This is a genomic window from Porticoccus hydrocarbonoclasticus MCTG13d, from assembly GCF_000744735.1.
GTDB lineage: Bacteria > Pseudomonadota > Gammaproteobacteria > Pseudomonadales > Porticoccaceae > Porticoccus > Porticoccus hydrocarbonoclasticus.
The window spans coordinates 717,029-733,903 of the sequence record NZ_JQMM01000001.1 but is presented as its reverse complement, the minus strand read 5'-3'; the positions used below and the strand labels follow the sequence as shown (position 1 = coordinate 733,903).

19 protein-coding genes are annotated in these 16,875 nt (G+C 57.1%); 13 read left to right on the top strand and 6 right to left on the bottom strand.

Annotated features, from left to right (window positions below; genetic code table 11):
* Positions 1–579 (bottom strand): anthranilate synthase component II, encoded by a 579-nt coding sequence (locus tag U740_RS03535; RefSeq protein WP_036859009.1) that lies wholly within the window; start codon positions 577–579, stop codon positions 1–3.
* Positions 580–1,126: 547 nt separating this feature from the next.
* On the opposite strand from U740_RS03535, the gene U740_RS03530 reads away from it, so the two are divergent.
* The 10 genes from U740_RS03530 to U740_RS03485 all read left to right on the top strand — a co-directional run bounded on the left by U740_RS03530 (position 1,127) and on the right by U740_RS03485 (position 9,718).
* Positions 1,127–1,468: an ArsR/SmtB family transcription factor gene (locus U740_RS03530; protein ID WP_036859007.1), complete on the top strand. Its 342-nt coding sequence runs from the start codon at positions 1,127–1,129 to the stop codon at positions 1,466–1,468.
* 99 nt (positions 1,469–1,567) lie between these two features.
* Positions 1,568–2,584: an ArsJ-associated glyceraldehyde-3-phosphate dehydrogenase gene (locus U740_RS03525; RefSeq protein WP_036859005.1), complete on the top strand. Its 1,017-nt coding sequence runs from the start codon at positions 1,568–1,570 to the stop codon at positions 2,582–2,584.
* 64 nt (positions 2,585–2,648) lie between these two features.
* Complete coding sequence (gene arsJ, locus U740_RS03520) at positions 2,649–3,917, top strand: organoarsenical effux MFS transporter ArsJ (protein WP_036859003.1); 1,269 nt, start codon at positions 2,649–2,651, stop codon at positions 3,915–3,917.
* Positions 3,914–5,230 (top strand): permease, encoded by a 1,317-nt coding sequence (locus U740_RS03515; RefSeq protein ID WP_051921178.1) that lies wholly within the window; start codon positions 3,914–3,916, stop codon positions 5,228–5,230. The genes arsJ and U740_RS03515 overlap by 4 nt, the downstream gene beginning before the upstream one ends.
* 56 nt (positions 5,231–5,286) lie before the next feature.
* Entirely contained in the window at positions 5,287–5,517 is a 231-nt protein-coding gene (locus tag U740_RS03510) for a thioredoxin family protein (protein WP_036859002.1), read from the top strand.
* 66 nt (positions 5,518–5,583) lie between these two features.
* Complete coding sequence (gene arsB, locus U740_RS03505; protein WP_036859001.1) at positions 5,584–6,681, top strand: ACR3 family arsenite efflux transporter; 1,098 nt, start codon at positions 5,584–5,586, stop codon at positions 6,679–6,681.
* Between the two features lie 26 nt (positions 6,682–6,707).
* A complete protein-coding gene (locus U740_RS12180; protein ID WP_036858999.1) occupies positions 6,708–7,019 on the top strand; it encodes a hypothetical protein in 312 nt (103 codons plus the stop codon).
* Entirely contained in the window at positions 6,992–7,951 is a 960-nt protein-coding gene (locus U740_RS03495; protein WP_036858998.1) for a DnaJ C-terminal domain-containing protein, read from the top strand. The genes U740_RS12180 and U740_RS03495 overlap by 28 nt, the downstream gene beginning before the upstream one ends.
* Positions 7,948–8,301 carry a chaperone modulator CbpM gene (locus U740_RS03490; protein ID WP_051921177.1) on the top strand — a complete coding sequence of 118 codons (354 nt, stop codon included), beginning with the start codon at positions 7,948–7,950 and terminating at the stop codon, positions 8,299–8,301. The genes U740_RS03495 and U740_RS03490 overlap by 4 nt, the downstream gene beginning before the upstream one ends.
* A 349-nt stretch (positions 8,302–8,650) precedes the next feature.
* Positions 8,651–9,718, top strand: coding sequence for an ArsO family NAD(P)H-dependent flavin-containing monooxygenase (locus U740_RS03485; protein WP_036858996.1), 1,068 nt, complete (start codon positions 8,651–8,653; stop codon positions 9,716–9,718).
* Positions 9,719–9,772: 54 nt separating this feature from the next.
* On the opposite strand, the gene trpE is transcribed toward U740_RS03485, so the two are convergent.
* The 3 genes from trpE to U740_RS03470 form a co-directional block, all read right to left on the bottom strand.
* Positions 9,773–11,239, bottom strand: coding sequence for an anthranilate synthase component I (gene trpE, locus U740_RS03480; protein WP_036858990.1), 1,467 nt, complete (start codon positions 11,237–11,239; stop codon positions 9,773–9,775).
* A 218-nt stretch (positions 11,240–11,457) separates the two neighbouring features.
* Complete coding sequence (gene rpe / locus U740_RS03475) at positions 11,458–12,120, bottom strand: ribulose-phosphate 3-epimerase (protein WP_036858988.1); 663 nt, start codon at positions 12,118–12,120, stop codon at positions 11,458–11,460.
* Positions 12,121–12,245: 125 nt separating this feature from the next.
* The gene (locus U740_RS03470) at positions 12,246–13,766 is read right to left on the bottom strand and encodes a 4-hydroxyphenylacetate 3-hydroxylase family protein (protein ID WP_036861178.1); all 1,521 of its coding nucleotides are present in this window, start codon (positions 13,764–13,766) and stop codon (positions 12,246–12,248) included.
* Positions 13,767–13,849: 83 nt separating this feature from the next.
* Between U740_RS03470 and U740_RS03465 the strand changes: the two genes are divergently transcribed.
* From U740_RS03465 to purU, 3 genes are all read left to right on the top strand, one after another.
* Positions 13,850–14,521, top strand: a complete 672-nt coding sequence (locus tag U740_RS03465) for a TetR/AcrR family transcriptional regulator (RefSeq protein ID WP_051921176.1) — start codon at positions 13,850–13,852, stop codon at positions 14,519–14,521.
* Positions 14,515–15,051, top strand: coding sequence for an isochorismatase family protein (locus U740_RS03460; RefSeq protein ID WP_036858983.1), 537 nt, complete (start codon positions 14,515–14,517; stop codon positions 15,049–15,051). The genes U740_RS03465 and U740_RS03460 overlap by 7 nt, the downstream gene beginning before the upstream one ends.
* 120 nt (positions 15,052–15,171) lie before the next feature.
* Positions 15,172–16,029, top strand: a complete 858-nt coding sequence (gene purU, locus U740_RS03455) for a formyltetrahydrofolate deformylase (RefSeq protein ID WP_036858982.1) — start codon at positions 15,172–15,174, stop codon at positions 16,027–16,029.
* Positions 16,030–16,040: 11 nt separating this feature from the next.
* On the opposite strand, the gene U740_RS03450 is transcribed toward purU, so the two are convergent.
* Together U740_RS03450 and U740_RS03445 are read right to left on the bottom strand one after the other, a co-directional pair.
* Positions 16,041–16,484: a potassium channel family protein gene (locus U740_RS03450; RefSeq protein WP_036858980.1), complete on the bottom strand. Its 444-nt coding sequence runs from the start codon at positions 16,482–16,484 to the stop codon at positions 16,041–16,043.
* A 5-nt stretch (positions 16,485–16,489) separates the two neighbouring features.
* Positions 16,490–16,849: a DUF2784 domain-containing protein gene (locus U740_RS03445; RefSeq protein ID WP_051921175.1), complete on the bottom strand. Its 360-nt coding sequence runs from the start codon at positions 16,847–16,849 to the stop codon at positions 16,490–16,492.
* Positions 16,850–16,875: the final 26 nt, after the last annotated feature.

The following is a 16,875-nucleotide window of genomic DNA, read 5'->3' as shown; positions in this document are numbered from 1 at the left end:
TCAGCCCCGGAGAAAGTTTTGCAGCAGGTCGTGACCATGCTCGGTGAGAATGGATTCCGGATGGAACTGCACCCCTTCCAGTGCATAGTCGCGGTGTCGCAGGCCCATGATTTCATCCTCCTGCCCATCTTCGGTCCGTGTCCACGCAGTAATCTCGAAGCAATCCGGCAGTGTCTCTCGCTCCACCACCAACGAGTGGTAGCGTGTCGCCTCGAGAGGATTGGACAGGCCTCGGAATACCCCGGTATCTGCATGATAGATAGACGAGGTTTTACCGTGCATCACCTGTCGCGCACGCACTACTCTGGCACCAAAAGCCTGGCCGATACTCTGATGGCCCAGACAGATGCCCAAAATTGGAATTTTACCGGCAAAGGTTTTCACCAGCGCCACAGAAATACCCGCTTCACTGGGGGTACAGGGGCCGGGAGAGATCACGATTTTTTCCGGTGCCAGGGCTTCCACCTCGGCAATGGTGATTTCATCGTTGCGAAATACCTGCACCTCCGCCTTCAGCTCACCGAGGTACTGAACCACGTTGTAGGTAAAGGAGTCGTAATTATCGATCATGAGTATCATGGAGACAAATATCTCTTTATTTTCAAAATGTTAAGTCCATTTAACACATTTTATTTATCGTTTTCAGCCGATCACTGCGCGGCTGTTTGGATCAGTGGCAGGGTGCGATCAGAGTCCACGGCCACCTCTTTTACTACGCCCTACCGAGAGCGCCACCACAATGCATAGCTGATCGACACGGGTGGAGTACAGACCTGAATCGGATTAATCAGACAACTGGGAGAAGACACCCTTGTAATCGGCCTCGCAAAACGACCGCGATTATAGCACGGCGAGGCTCTTGACCGTCTACGGACGTTCCCCCCTGCAGCACAACGTCACCCCAATGAGAATACGCGTTTGGTCGTAGATATTGTGGTGGCTGGGTAAGAGCCACCCACATAACCTCAAAGCACATAACATAAAAGTAAATAATGAAAACGGATTGACCGCTGACAGAGGCAACCATAATATATGATTATTCGTATATACAAATATATAAGGGTGCTTATCAGGTCAAACCATGACAAGAAATAAAAAATTAGCAGAGCCTGAAGGGATATGCCTCATGAAAGCTGACCAATTTTACAAATGCCTGGCAAACGAGACCCGGTTGCGCTGCTTAATGTTACTGCTAGCCAGGGATGAGCTCTGTGTCTGTGACATTGCGGATGCCCTAGACGCCTCACAACCCATGACCTCGCGCCATCTGGCCCAGTTGCGCACCTGTAACCTGGTGAGCGACCACCGGAAAGGGCAGTGGGTCTACTACAGACTGCATGCTGGACTGGAATCGTGGCAGCGGGAGGTGCTGGCCACTACACAAGAAGGACTCGGGACAGAAGCCCCCTATGGAGAGGACCTGTCCCGCCTTCAGGCCATTGAGCGACAGAACAGAGGCTGTTGCTGAGAGTTAACCGCTAACAGTTACTGATCGGCCGCAGCCAGGTGCCAGCGACTGAGGCCTATAGCTACCGTTCACTGTTATCAAAAATTTCCGGAGTCGACTATGAGTATCAAAATTGGTATCAATGGTTTTGGCCGCATGGGCCGTCTGTTATTACGCGCAGCTTGGGACTGGCCCGAGCTCGAATTTGTCCAGATCAACGACCCCGCCGGCGATGCGGCAACTCTGGCGCATCTGCTGACGTTCGATTCTGTTCACGGCCGCTGGTATCACGAGGCCAGCGCTGAGGACAACGCCATTGTGGTGGACGGACAGCGCGTGGCCACCAGCCGCAACACCCGTATCGAAGACACCGACTGGTCGGGCTGTGACCTGATCATCGAAGCCAGTGGCAAAATGAAAAAAATCGAAGCCCTCAATACTTACCTGACTCAGGGTGTCAAACGGGTGGTGGTTACCGCACCGGTAAAAGCTCCGGAGGCGCTGAATGTGGTGATGGGCGTGAACGATCACCTCTACGACCCGGACCGGCACCGGATCGTCACGGCGGCCTCCTGCACCACCAACTGTCTTGCCCCGGTGGTCAAGGTCATCCACGAACATCTGGGTATTCGCCACGGCAGCATGACCACTATCCATGACCTGACCAACACCCAGACCATTCTCGACGCCCCCCACAAGGATCTGCGCCGGGCTCGGGCCTGCGGTATGAGCCTGATCCCCACCACCACCGGCTCGGCGACAGCCATCACCGAGATTTTCCCCGAGCTGAAGGGGCGGCTTAACGGTCACGCGGTTCGGGTTCCCCTGGCCAATGCCTCGTTGACCGACTGTGTGTTCGAAGTGGAGACACCGACCACGGCCGAGGCCGTCAATCAGTTGCTCAAGGCGGCCGCCGAGTCAGGTCCTCTGAAAGACATTATGGGCTACGAGGAACGGCCGCTGGTGTCCATCGACTACAAGACCGATCCGCGCTCCAGCATCATCGATGCGCTGTCCACCATGGTGATCAACGACACTCAGGTGAAAATCTACACCTGGTATGACAATGAATGGGGCTACGCCAACCGGACCGCCGAGCTGGCACTGAAAGTAGGGCGCTCGGACCAAAGCGCCTAGAAACCAAAGCACTTATAAACCGGGCCACTTATCAACCAACCCACCAGGAAAAAGGCGCATAGCCATGCTGAGCCAACTCTCCCCAGCGATCCGTCAGTACCTGGTGGTAACCGGCAACTACTGGGCCTTCACACTGACTGACGGCGCCCTGCGCATGCTGGTGGTGCTGCACTTCCATGGGCTGGGGTACTCACCGCTGGAAATCGCGCTGTTGTTCCTGTTTTACGAAATTTTTGGCGTCATCACCAACTTGGTGGGAGGCTGGCTCGGCGCCCACCTCGGGCTCAATCGCACCATGAATTTCGGGCTGGCGCTGCAGGTTGTCGCCCTGGCCATGCTGCTGGTACCGGCGGCAATGCTGACCGTACCCTGGGTGATGGCGGCCCAGGCCATGTCCGGCATCGCCAAGGACCTGAACAAGATGAGCGCCAAAAGCTCGATCAAGCTACTGGTGCCCGCCGATGCGCAGGGCCTGCTCTATAAGTGGGTGGCGATCCTCACCGGTTCAAAAAATGCCCTCAAGGGCGCGGGGTTCTTCCTCGGCGGGGTGCTGCTGATGTGGCTGGGCTTTACCGGTGCCGTCGGGACCATGGCTGCGGTCCTGGCGCTGGTCTGGCTGGCAAGCATGGTCTTCCTGAAAAAAGATCTCGGCAAGGCAAGCAGCAAACCCAGGTTTCGCGATATTTTTTCCAAAAGCCGCGCCATCAACATTCTCTCCACTGCACGCATGCTGCTGTTCGGCGCCAGGGATGTCTGGTTCGTGGTGGCCCTGCCGGTATTTCTGTCGCAAACTCTGGGCTGGAGCCACATGCAAACCGGTGGATTTCTGGCCCTCTGGGTCATTGGCTACGGCGCAGTGCAGGCAATCGCACCGCGTATTACCGGAAGGGACCGGGAGTCAGTGCCAGATGGCCGGTCGGCCACCCTCTGGGCAGCGGGTCTGGCTGTTTTGCCGGTATTGATTGCTCTGGGACTGGGGGTAACGGAGATGCATCCTGCCCTGATCCTGATTGGTGGCCTGCTGCTGTTCGGCGTCCTGTTCGCGGTCAACTCTTCGCTCCACAGTTACCTGATCGTCAGCTATGCTGGCAGTGACGGCGTGTCGCTGGATGTGGGCTTCTACTACATGGCCAACGCCATGGGACGGCTGATCGGCACAGTGCTCTCGGGCTGGGTATTTCAGCTGGCTGGCCAGGGTGCAACCGGGCTGGCTGCCTGCCTGTGGATTTCCGGCGGCATGCTGGTTGCCACCGTGATCATTTCACTGGGCCTGCCCAAAAGAGCACACCACGGACCACAGGAACCCGAGCATCAGGAAAAAACACCGCAATGACCCGCTTGCTTGAGCTCTACCGCAACAACCCCCGCCAGACATATCTGCTGGCGTTCATGCTGGCAGTGTTTTTGGCAATCTATTTCATCCCGGCAGGCACCGAACGCTTTGACAATGCCGTGCTGGAAGCCATTTACCTGACCAACTGGTATGCCCGTGAGCACGTTATCCTGTGTTTGCTACCAGCTTTCCTGATTGCCGGTGCGATGGCCGCTTATATCAGTCAGGGCGCGGTGATGCGCCACCTGGGGCCGCAGGCCTCCAAACCGGTGGCTTTTGGTGTGGCATCGGTGTCGGGCACCCTCTTGGCGGTATGCTCCTGCACCGTGCTGCCCCTGTTCGGTGGCATTTACAAACGCGGCGCCGGCCTGGGTGCAGCGATTGCATTTCTCTACTCGGGCCCGGCCATCAATGTCATGGCCATTGTCGTCACGGCCAAGGTACTCGGCGCCGAGATCGGCATTGCCCGGGCCGTTGGGGCCATTGTTTTTTCCATCGTGATTGGCACCATCATGCACCTGATCTACCGCAGGGAGGAAGCCCAGCGAGCCAGCACTAACGGCCGCGGCTTTGGTGGCGACAACGCGGATAAACCCACCGGTGTCATCGTCACCTTCTTCATGTTGATGGTCGGTATTCTGGTATTTGCCAACTGGGCCGCTACCGACAGCGCTGTCTGGATGCAGATCTATCAGTGGAAATGGCAGATAACCGCGCTTTTGTCCCTGGCGCTTGGCGCCCTGCTGGTCTGGCGCTGGCAATGGCCCGTATCACAATTACTAATGCTGGCGGCGGTCGTTGTGGTTTCCGCCCTGGCAGTACCCGGTGCACCGGAATTGCCATTCGCGCTCGGCATTGCCGGACTGATGCTGATCTCGGCACTGCGTGACAGCGACCGCGAATGGGCTGCGCAAAGCTGGGATTTTGCCAAGCAGATACTGCCGCTGCTGCTGGCCGGGGTGTTTGTGGCCGGCTTTGCCCTCGGGCGGCCTGGCCACGAGGGCATTATTCCCTCTGCATGGGTAGCCGCAGCCGTCGGTGACAACTCCCTGACATCAACGATAATTGCCTCCGTCCTAGGCGCACTGATGTACTTTTCAACACTCACCGAAGTGCCAATTGTCGATGCTCTGATGGGTGCCGGTATGGGCAAGGGACCCGCCCTGGCGCTGCTGCTGGCCGGACCGGCCCTGTCGCTACCCAACATGCTGGTGATCCGCACAGTGCTCGGCACACAGAAAACGCTGGTGTACTGTGGCCTGGTGGTGGTCATGGCAACAACCACGGGCGTCATCTACGGCCACTTCTGGTAAGGCGCCGAAACCATTTTCGACGACATTTCTCAACCACAAGACAGGAGCAACAACCCATGAAATTTACCATTTATGGCTCAGGCTGCGCCAAGTGCAAACAGCTCGCAGCCAATGCCGAAGCTGCCGCGACTTCTCTGAATCTGACCTATGAGGTGGAGAAAATCACTGACACCAACGCCATTATCGATGCCGGTATCATGCGCACCCCGGCACTGGCCATCGACGGCAATATTGTTGTTGAAGGTAAGGTGTCGTCTGCCGATGAGGTCAGGGCGCTACTGGGCTGAAGTGCCATTGACCGGTTGAGCGCCACAACATTTTCCAACTAATTTTCCAGCTAAAGAGTACCCTCGATGACAGAAGCTTCGTCCAGCAAACCCGCGTCTCCACTCAGCCTGTTTGAGCGCTACCTGTCACTGTGGGTACTGCTCTGCATTATTGCCGGGCTGACGTTGGGAACCCTGCTGCCGGACACCTTCCAGCAACTCGCCGGGCTGGAGTACGGCTCGGTCAATTTTATCGTGGCGGTGCTGATCTGGTTCATGGTTTACCCGATGATGGTATCGGTGGATTTCACCAGTCTCAAGCGCATCCACGAACGGCCCAAGGGCATGGTGATCACCCTGGTGGTCAACTGGCTGCTCAAACCCTTCACCATGGCCGCATTGGGCGTCTTGTTCTTTGAGTTTGTCTTCGCCGACCTGATCGACCCCGCCAACGCCAGCCAGTACATCGCCGGCATGATTTTGCTGGGCGCCGCCCCCTGCACGGCGATGGTATTTATCTGGTCACAACTGACCCGGGGGGATGCCACCTATACTCTGGTGCAGGTGTCTCTCAACGACGTCATCATGATTTTTGCCTTCGCACCGATCGTCGCCCTGCTATTGGGCGTTACCGACATCAGCGTACCCTGGGAGACGCTGCTATTGTCGGTAGTGCTGTATGTGGTCATTCCCCTGGTGGCAGGCACCCTCACCAGGATGCACCTGATCCGCAACTCCAGTCCCGGGGTTGAAGGTGAAGCCCAGGTCTCACGCTTTACCTCACGCATTAAGCCACTATCGGTGTTGGGGCTGCTGGCAACCGTAGTACTGCTGTTCGGTTTTCAGGGGCAGATTATTCTTGATCAACCCCTGCTGATTGCGCTGATTGCCGTACCTCTGCTGATCCAGTCCTACGGTATTTTTGCCATCGCTTACGCAGCGGCCTATTTCTGGCGAGTACCGTTCAATGTTGCCGCGCCCTGCGCCCTGATCGGTACCTCCAACTTCTTTGAGCTGGCAGTAGCAGTTGCCATCGGCCTGTTCGGACTCAACTCCGGCGCAGCGCTGGTGACCGTGGTCGGTGTGCTGGTGGAAGTGCCGGTAATGCTCTCGCTGGTAGCCTTCGCCAACCGGACCAGTAGCTGGTTTCCCACGACCAAAGCGAACACCTATCCAGGGCCATAGCGTCAACCCGGGACATCACTGATTCGATGGAATCGCCCGCACTGCACTTTTTTGAGTGCTATTCTAATGAAGTACCGGGTCTGGTTCATGAGGCTGAACCGCCAAAGATGGAGCCCCTTGACCATGAAACGCTGGTGGACAGCGACGAGGCTGAGCTCCGTCTTGAACTACTGGACGGAAACGTGAAGCAATACGGCACGGTTTGTCGCACGGGTAGCCACGGTGGAACCGGGCAGAAACTGATCCGCTTGTTCCTTGGCTCGGTAGGAGGCACGGCAGGTTCGATTATTCAAGGGAGACAGCTGTCTTTATGGATTTCAAAGACTATTACAAGGTGATGGGCGTGGACGAACAGGCCTCACCGACCGAGATAAAACAGACCTATCGCAAACTGGCTCGAAAGTTTCATCCCGATGTCAGCAAAGAACCGGATGCTGAGGCGCAGTTTAAAGACATCGGAGAGGCCTATGCGGTGCTCAGCGATGCCGAAAAACGCGCCGAGTACGATCAGATCAGAGCCCTGCGCGCCGCCGGGGGCAGGCAGCGGGGAGGGGCAGAGGCTGGCGCAGATATGAGCCAAGAGGAAGCCAGCCGCCGATTCAGTGACTTTTTTGAATCTGTTTTTGGCACTGGCGGGGCCGGGGCTGACGGATACCGGCCGAGCGGAGCTCACGACCGGGCCTCCTCTTTCAGCCACCGGGGCCAGGACCTGCATTACCGGTTAGCCTTGTTTCTGGAAGAGGCGGTTCAGGGTGTGCAGCGAACCCTCACGCTGGAGGTGCCGACCGTCGACGCCCAGGGTCATCTGCACGCTAAAACCAAAACCCTCAATGTAAAGATTCCTGCCGGTGTGGTTTCCGGGCAGCATATTCGCCTGGCCGGCCAGGGTGCCCCCGGTTACGGGGAGGGGGCGGCCGGTGATCTGTTCCTGGAAATCGAGTTGGTGCCGCACCCACTATTTGCCGTTGACGGCCGGGATATTTTACTGACCTTGCCGGTTGCCCCCTGGGAGGCCGCACTGGGTGCCAAGGTGGAAGTGCCGACCACGACAGGTGCGGTCAGGCTGACCATTCCTAAAGACTCGGTCAGCGGTAAAAAGCTCCGGCTCAAGGGGCGAGGGTTGGGCCGAAACCCGGCCGGAGACCTGATCGTCAATGTACAGATAACATTGCCATCCCGGCATTCGTCCAAAGCTGAAACGCTGTACCGGGAATTGGCCGAAGAGGAAGCTTCATTCAATCCGAGGAAATCGCTGGAGAAATGGTTATGAGTGCTGACATTACCACCATCGTTATCGAGGAACATCAACTGTCTGAGACGGAGGCCTGGCTGAGTCTGAACGAGCTCTGTGAGCGCTGCGGTTTGGAGCCGCCACTGTTGATTGAACTGGTGGATATCGGGCTGATAACACCCTCGGTCGTGGCATCGGACCAGTGGCGGTTTCAAACAACGGCGGTGCCGGCGCTGCATCAGGCCCTGCGCCTGAGACGTGAGCTTGAGCTCGACTGGCAAGGCGTTGCGGTTGCCATGGACTTAATGGCCCAGCTGCGGGAACTGCGCCAACAGGTGGACTCCCTGCAGCGGCAACTGGGCGTCCGTCAGGCTCCCAGAGATTCATAGGTTCCCGGAGCCGAGTATGCCTGGCATTGTTTATCTTGCTGACGGGAGACCTGTTGCGCTGCCTGGGGTTTTATTGTGAGAAGTGCTGATATGAAGAGATCCGGATTGAAACCTAGCGGCTATTGTCAGCGCGTTTCAGGAGGTCGCTGTCGGTTTCACTCACTGCATTATAGCCGGCGGCCGGAAAAACATGCGCCTCGCACCCTACCTGATGGCCAATGGCCGCTGATGTGATCAGTCGACATTTCGGTATCCAGCATATTACCTTGCAGTATGAGTCGTCCGCCTTGCCGAACACTGTCCGGGAAATAGGGAGCGGGATGAGCGCCACCAACCAAAAGGAGTATAAATGAGCACAAAAGTATTCGACGTTGTGATCATTGGCGGCGGTCAGGCGGCGCTCGCCGTTGGCTACTTTCTGAAAAGAGCCAAACTGGATTTCATTATTCTCGACAATCAAGGCAGGCCCGGAGGTGCCTGGCAACATACCTGGGATTCATTGCGCCTTTTCTCACCGGCAGCCTACAGTTCACTACCGGGTATCATGATGCAGCAGGACGACGACACGAAAGGTTATCCCCATCGTGACAACGTGCTGGCTTATCTGGCCAGGTATGAACAGCACTACGCACTACCGGTGTATCGTCCCCACCAGGTCAGCAGCGTAACCCGAGAGGAGGACAATAACTGCTTGCGGGTGTCCGGTGGCAAGTACCAGTGGCGTGCACGCACCGTGGCCAGCGCCACCGGCACCTGGAGTCACCCTTATGTTCCCGACTATCCCGAGCAAGAAAAATACCGGGGCAAACAGCTTCACTCCGCAGACTATCGAACGCCCGATGACTTCCGGGATCAGCGTGTACTGGTAGTCGGCAGCGGCAATTCCGGCGCACAGATTTTTGCCGAAGTGGCAGAGGTGGCGGACGCCACCTGGGTAACCCAGTCAGAACCGGTATTTCTGCCCGATGAAGTGGATGGGCGCGTTCTGTTTGAACGTGCCACAGCCAGGCTCAAGGGAGATGCTGAGGGTGCGGCCGTGGGTGGCATCGGTGACATTGTCATGGTGCCTCCCGTGAAGGCGGCCCGGGACAGGGGCATTCTGCACAGCCAAAGGCCGTTTGCCACTTTCACCGAATCGGGCGTTAAATGGCCTGATGGCTCGGCAGAGTCAATTGATGCCATCATCTGGTGCACCGGTTTTCGGCCAGCGCTCGATCACCTTGAACCGCTGGGTGTCATTGAAGAAAACGGGCAGGTTCAGGTGACAGCAAGCCAGGCGGACAAAGAGCCCCGGTTGTGGCTGTTTGGCTATGGTGACTGGGCAAGCCCCGGCTCCGCTACGCTGATTGGTGCGGCCCGCAGCGCCAAGGAAATTACACCAAAGCTGGTTCGGTATCTGGAGGATTTGGCCGGGTGATTGCCCCAGACAATCCTGTATGGTTGTCGCCCACCGGTAGGATGAGCGAGCTCCTCATATCACCAGATCCGCAGCGCGGAAAATGGCCCGGGCCTTGTTCATGGTTTCCTTCCACTCCAGTTCCGGCACCGAGTCCGCCACGATGCCGGCACCGGCCTGCACGTACAGCTTGCCGTCCTTGATCACCGCCGTGCGAATGGCAATGGCGGTATCCATATTGCCGTTCCAACCGATATAACCCACCGCGCCACCGTAAACACCGCGCTTGACCGGTTCCAGTTCGTCGATGATTTCCATGGCTCGAATTTTCGGTGCACCGCTCAGGGTTCCCGCAGGTAGCGTAGCCCGAAGCACATCAATAGCCGTGGTACCCGGAATGACCTGTGCGGTGACATTGGAGATGATGTGCATGACATGGGAGTAACGTTCCACCGACATTTTTTCGGTCAGTTTGACCGTGCCCGTCTGCGCCACACGACCGACGTCATTACGGCCCAGGTCGATCAGCATCAGGTGCTCGGCAATTTCCTTGGGGTCAGCGAGCATGTCCGCTTCCAGCGCGCGGTCCTCCTCCGGGGTGTGACCGCGACGGCGGGTGCCGGCAATCGGTCTCACGGTCACCTCGCCATCCTCGAGTCGCGCCAGAATTTCCGGCGATGAACCGGCAATCTGGAAGTCATCCATATCCAGATAATAGAGATAGGGCGAGGGATTCAGGCAGCGCAATGCGCGGTACAGATTGAGTGGTTCCGCCTCAAAATCCATGGAGAGACGCTGGGAAGGAACCACCTGCATCACATCACCGGCCAGCACATAGTCCTTGATTTTGTTGACCGCCTGTTTGAAGTTCTGCTCGCCAAAACTCGATACAAATGCCGATTCCTGCAGACCGCTGCCCTGCATTTTAAGAGGGGGTAAATCCGGCAGGGGGTTTGCCAGTTTGGCCTCGAGCTCATCCAGACGGGTCTGGGCGAGATTCCAGGCGTTCGGCTCCGAGGCGTCTTCATGCACCACCAGGATCAACTTCCCCAGCAGGTTGTCGAAGATCACCACTTCGTCGGACACCATCAGCAAGATATCCGGCGTGCCCAGCGCATCCGGTGGTACGGATTTCTTCAGCCTTGGCTCTATATAACGAACGGTGTCATAGCCGAAATAGCCCACCAGCCCGCCGGTAAAACGGGGCAGTTGCGGCAGTTCGGGCATCCGGTAACTACTCTGGAATTCCTCGATTTCCCGAAGGGGGTCATCCGTGTTTCGCGAGACCAGCTGCTCACCATCACGCTCGATGGTCAGTTGATCGCCGTAAACTTTAAGAATGGTGGTGGCTGGCATGCCGATCAGCGAATAGCGCCCCCATTTCTCGCCGCCCTGAACGGATTCAAACAGGTAGGAATAGGCGCCTCTGGCCAGCTTAAGGTAACAGGACAGGGGGGTTTCGAGGTCGGCCAGAACCTCGCGGGTTACTGGAATACGGTTGTAATTCTGCTCAGCCAGCGCGGCAAATTCTGTCGGGGTCATGGTCATTCCCTTGCGTCATTGGACGCAGATATGTCAGACAATAGGGCATAGGATGCTGCTTTTCAGGCAGCGGGGTTCAGCAACTGCGCCATCGCCAGCTGAGGTAAGCAGAACTACAGGATTGGCCTTTACCGGATGCCACGGATCCCTCCAACAGTCAGACGACGCATTCTAATGGATTCACCAGAACCTGCAAAGTCATCAAAGCCGTCGGCGTTTCAGCGCAATGCAGACCGCATGGCGGCGATGGCCGCAGCATAATCCCCTGCACCGTAGATAGCCGAACCGGCGACAAAGGTATCGGCACCGGCATCGGCAACCGCCCGGATATTGTCGACCGTCACCCCACCGTCAACTTCCAGCCGGATATCACGACCACTGGCTTCAATCAGCGCGCGCGCCTCACGCAATTTACCCAGTGTCGCGGGAATAAATTTCTGGCCACCAAAGCCCGGATTGACCGACATCAGCAACAGCATATCCACCTTGTCGAGCACATACTTCACCGGCTCCAGACTGGTAGCCGGGTTCAGCACCAACCCGGCCTTGCAACCGGCATCGCGAATCAACTGCAGCGAGCGATCCACATGTTTTGACGCCTCTGGATGAAAGGTGATCCAACTGGCGCCGGCCTCGGCGAAGTCACCGATCAGCTGATCCACCGGTTCCACCATCAGGTGCACATCAATCGGGGCACGGATACCGTAGCGGCGCAATGCCCTGCAAACCATGGGGCCAATGGTCAGATTCGGCACATAATGGTTGTCCATCACGTCAAAATGGACAACATCGGCACCCGCTTCGAGAACCGCGTCCACCTCCTCCCCCAGTCGGGCAAAATCTGCCGAGAGAATGGAGGGCGCTATCAGATAGTCTGTCATGGTAAGGCCTGTGTACTGATCAATGGCGGGTTACTATTCAATGGCGAGTTACTATGCCGCAGAACAGCAGGCGTCGCAATCCGATACACAGCGACCCGGGAAGATTCTGTCGCGGCAAGAGTGGGCTATTTCTCCTTCGGCGGCTCGGGCACTTCGCAGCCCCTGACGCAGCAGCGACCGGGCTGTCTCGAGACGCGTTTCCCCTCATCGAGTACGCCGCGATCCAGCAGCCGCTCCACCAGGTCCTGCTTTTCATAGACGGGATAGTTGCGCCAGATTTCGCGCTTCATCGCCTCCGGCGAACCGCCGCCGTGCAGCGAGATGACCGAGTACCAACCGCCCTGATGGGAGGCCGTCAGGTCCTCGATAAACCGGGCCACTTCGAGACGCTGTGCGGCGGGAATATCCGGTCGTCCACCGAGGACGGCGGCCAGTGATGCGGCGGTTTCTGGATTGTGATCCTCATCGGGGCCAGGCAGGGAGACAATCAAGCCACCGGACACATAGTGCGCCAGCTTGTGCATGTCATAAATCTTGGTGGCGAGCAGCAGCTTGCCGATATTGGAAAAGACCGGGTCCGGCATCGCCACCCCTGCGGGATCCTGCACGCAGTAAACCGAAGCAGCCACGCCACAGGCAAAAAAACTTTCCGTGATGGTGATTAGCTCCACCATGGCGTCGCGAATATGACTGTGGCGATCCGGATCCAGACCATTGGCCTCGGTAATCAGCGCACCGGCACCGATCAACAAATTGCCAAACCCCGCCCGGGCACCGATACAGGAGTGGCGGTGGTGGGTGGCATAGCTGGTGGTCAGGAAACCGCCCTCCTCGTATTCACCCGCGAGAAATACCCGCTCGTGGGGCACAAAAACCTTGTCAAAAACAACCACACCGGTCGACTGGCCATATTTGGCCGAAAATTTTGCAGCGCTCTCACCGGGCCGGCCGGCAGGCCGGGCCACAATGGTGATCCCCGGCGCATCCACGGGCACGGCACAGGCCACAGCAAAGTCGGCATCTTCCGGTGTATGGGTACGGCAGGGCATGACCAGAAACTCATGCATGTAAGGGGCACCGGTGACAATTGCCTTGGTGCCACTGATCACAATCCCGTCTGACCGGCGCTCCACAATATGCACATAGGTATCCGGGTTTTCCTGCTGGCCGGGCCGCTTGGACCGGTCGCCCTTGGCATCGGTCATGGCAACGCCCAGGGTGAGGTCGCGCGCCTGAACGTCGTGCAGATAGTCGAGAAAACGCGGATGGTAGTCGGTCCCGTGATTGGCATCCGTCAATTGGGTCGATTGAAACAGCGCATTCAGACCATCCTGGGACAGGTAGCGCTGGGCGCAACCGGATTCGGCGCACACCAACCTGACGGCTTCCAGCTTATGCAGCAGGTCAGTGGCACTTTCGTTGATATGCAACATCCGGTTGACCTGCTTTCCGGTAGTGCCCTGGGTTGCCGTCAGCAATGCCGCGTGGCGGGGATTGCAGGCAAAGTCATAGGTTACCCCTACAGCCGCGATGCCGGGGGCCAGGAGCGGTTCATCCACCACACTGTCCACCTGTCTGCCATTGATAAACACCCTGGGTTGATAGCGCCGCAGGGACTCACGATACTCAGCTGCCGTCATCAGCATGGGAAAACCCTCAAGTGTTTCTTTGCGGACACAATCTAACACTGTTAAAATTTTTCTGTCAAACCAAGCCGGACCCATCTTTCATGCCGACCTCGTCGACCAAACAACCCGCCACTGAGCCTCACAAAATTGCCAAAGGCAAACGCCCCTCGGCCAGCAGCGCGCTGAAACGGGACATCATTCTGCGGGCGGCTCGACGGGTTTTCGAGACAGAGGGCCTAGAAGGAGCAAGTTTGCGCGCTATCGCCAAAGAGTCCGGATACACCCCCGCTGCGCTTTATTTTTACTTCGACTCGAAAGAGGCGGTCTATGCGGAACTGCTGGGCCAATCCCTAGCGACGCTGAATGCCGACATTGCAACCGCCATCCACCAGATCGACACGCCCGTTCAGCGACTCAAGGCCTCCGCCATGGCGTTTTTTAATTACTATCGAAACAACCCCGGTGATCTCGATCTGGGCTTTTATCTGTTCCGTGGCGGCATGAAGCCCAAGGGACTCGGCCGGGTGAGGGATTCCGAACTCAATCGACAGTTACAATCCAGCCTGCAACCTATCACGGATGCCGCCCTGGCCATGGGCGTCAGTGCAGTCCGCGCCAGCGAGATAACGGCCAGCGTCTTTGCCTACGCCACGGGTCTTTTGCTGCTGGCGCATACCGGTCGCATCAGGATTTTCAATGCCAACGCCGAGCAGATGATGGCCAGTTTTTCCGACACACTGACCACCCGGATCGAGGGAGAAATACCATGCTGACAATTGACCCGACGCAATCCCTGCTGCTGGTCATTGACATGCAGAACCGGCTGTTACCCGCCATCCATCAAGGCGAACAGATCGTCCGCAACCTCGAACGACTCATCCAATCGGCCAGAACTCTCGGTATACCCATCGTTTACACCGAACAGTATCCCCGGGGCCTTGGTGCCACAACACCGGCATTGGCGGCCTGCGATGGGGAAGTGGTACTGGAAAAAATGACCTTTAATGCGGTTAAAACCGGGCAACTGCTGGCACTGGCCGGGGACCGCCGGCAATGGGTGATCGGTGGCTGTGAAAGCCATGTCTGTGTCCTGCAAACCGTACTCGGGCTCAAGGCGGCGGGCAAGAAAGTCTATCTGGTGAGCGATGCTACCGGCTCCCGAAAACCGCATGATCGCGAGGCGGCCATTGCCAGACTGACTCACCACCACACAGAAATCGTCACCACCGAAATGGTGATCTTTGAATGGCTGGGTAGCGCAGAACACCCCCGGTTTCGCGACCTGTTGCAACCGCTGAAATAATCGGAGGAAACCGGCCGAGGAACAGCAACTTCTGGACACAGAGCCTTTTTGGCATGGCGGGTGAAATTCACCCGTAAATATGAGACAGTTCCGTTTCCTTAAGGCCAGTCTGAACACCCCATGAACACGCACAGTTTTCGTCTGATCGTATCCTGTCCGGACCGCGTTGGTCTGGTGGCCGCCGTGAGCTCATTCCTCGCCAACGAGGGTGGCCTGTTGACCGAGGCAAACTACTACCGAGACCCCGACACCAACTGGTTTTTTATGCGCCAGGTAATTGCAGCCGATTCGCTGCCCTACGGCCCGGAGGAGCTCACTGCCCGCTTCGCGCCACTGGCAGAGCAATACGACATGCAATGGCGGCTGACAGATACCAGCAAGCCAAAACGGGTAGTGTTAATGGCCAGCACCCAGGCCCACTGTCTGTCTGATCTTTTATACCGCTGGCGCAGCGGTGAAATGCAGTTTGATATCCCCTGTGTGATTTCGAACCATGATGAACTGCGCAGTTATGTGAACTGGCATAATATTCCCTATCACCATATACCGGTGAGTCAGAGTGACAAGACAGCGCACTTTGCAGACGTGGCAACGCAAATTGCCCAGAGCAGGGCGGATGTGATCGTGCTGGCCCGCTACATGCAAATCCTGCCGCCGGAACTGTGCGCCACCTACCCGGGACAGATCATCAATATCCACCACAGTTTTCTGCCAGCTTTTGTCGGGGCAAAACCCTATCACCAGGCGGCGGAAAGAGGTGTGAAGCTGATCGGTGCCACCTGTCACTATGTGACTAGCGACCTGGATGCCGGCCCGATTATCGAGCAGGATGTGGTCCGCATCAGCCATCACGACAGCGTTCCAGACCTGGTGCGCAAGGGCAAGGATGTGGAAAAAAATGTGCTGGCCAAAGGCCTGCGCTATCACCTTGAGGATCGCGTGCTATTGCACGGCAACAAAACCATCGTTTTTGAATAGCGCCGTCTGCATCATCGGCGACCATTTTTGCCCGACATCCAGAATTTCTGCATTTCGATATACATGAAAGAGGCCGTCCAGCCGATCATGATCAGACCGATCAGGGCTTCCAGCACCGCCAGGAAGCGGATATGGCCAAATGGCTCGATGTCGCCATAGCCGAGCGATGTATAGTTACTGAAAGAGAAATAAATACAGTCCAGCAGGGAACCGTCAAAGTTGCCGACCAAAGCACTGCCCCCCACTTGCAGCAGCAGATAAAACGCCAGAGCAAAGGTCCATATTTCCGCCACATGGGCAATAAAGGCCGCAAAGATTGCCACCAGGACCCGCAACCGTGGCCGAATATCCAACATTGGCAAAACGGTCGCCAGACGCGATAAAACCTCATAGTGGATAAGGACGGCCAGGGCGACCACGATCGAGTTGAATCCAAAAACCCCGACAAGTTCCATCAACCCTAACTCCCCACGATGACAAACCGATATGCCCGGTAGTTGAACAGCACCATTGCCATCATCAATACCACTGTAATAAACCACTCGTTGCCACGCAGGCCGATATGGGACCAGACATAGTGGCGCAGAAACTCCCACTGGGTTACCAGTCGCTCACCGCGACGCTCACGCAGCCAAGCCTCCAGTCTGGTGAGAGGACAACGCCAACCTACCAGCATAATCGCAATGCCATACAGCGCCCCGGCCAGGTGCCACCAGAGTATGGTGGGCCACTGGAAAGCCAGCAAACCACCGGCGATCACAAACAGTACGAAACCGAAATGCACCAGTGCCACAATTAAAATCAGAAAAAAGTAGGCCATAGCGTTAATGTAACGCCAACAACCGG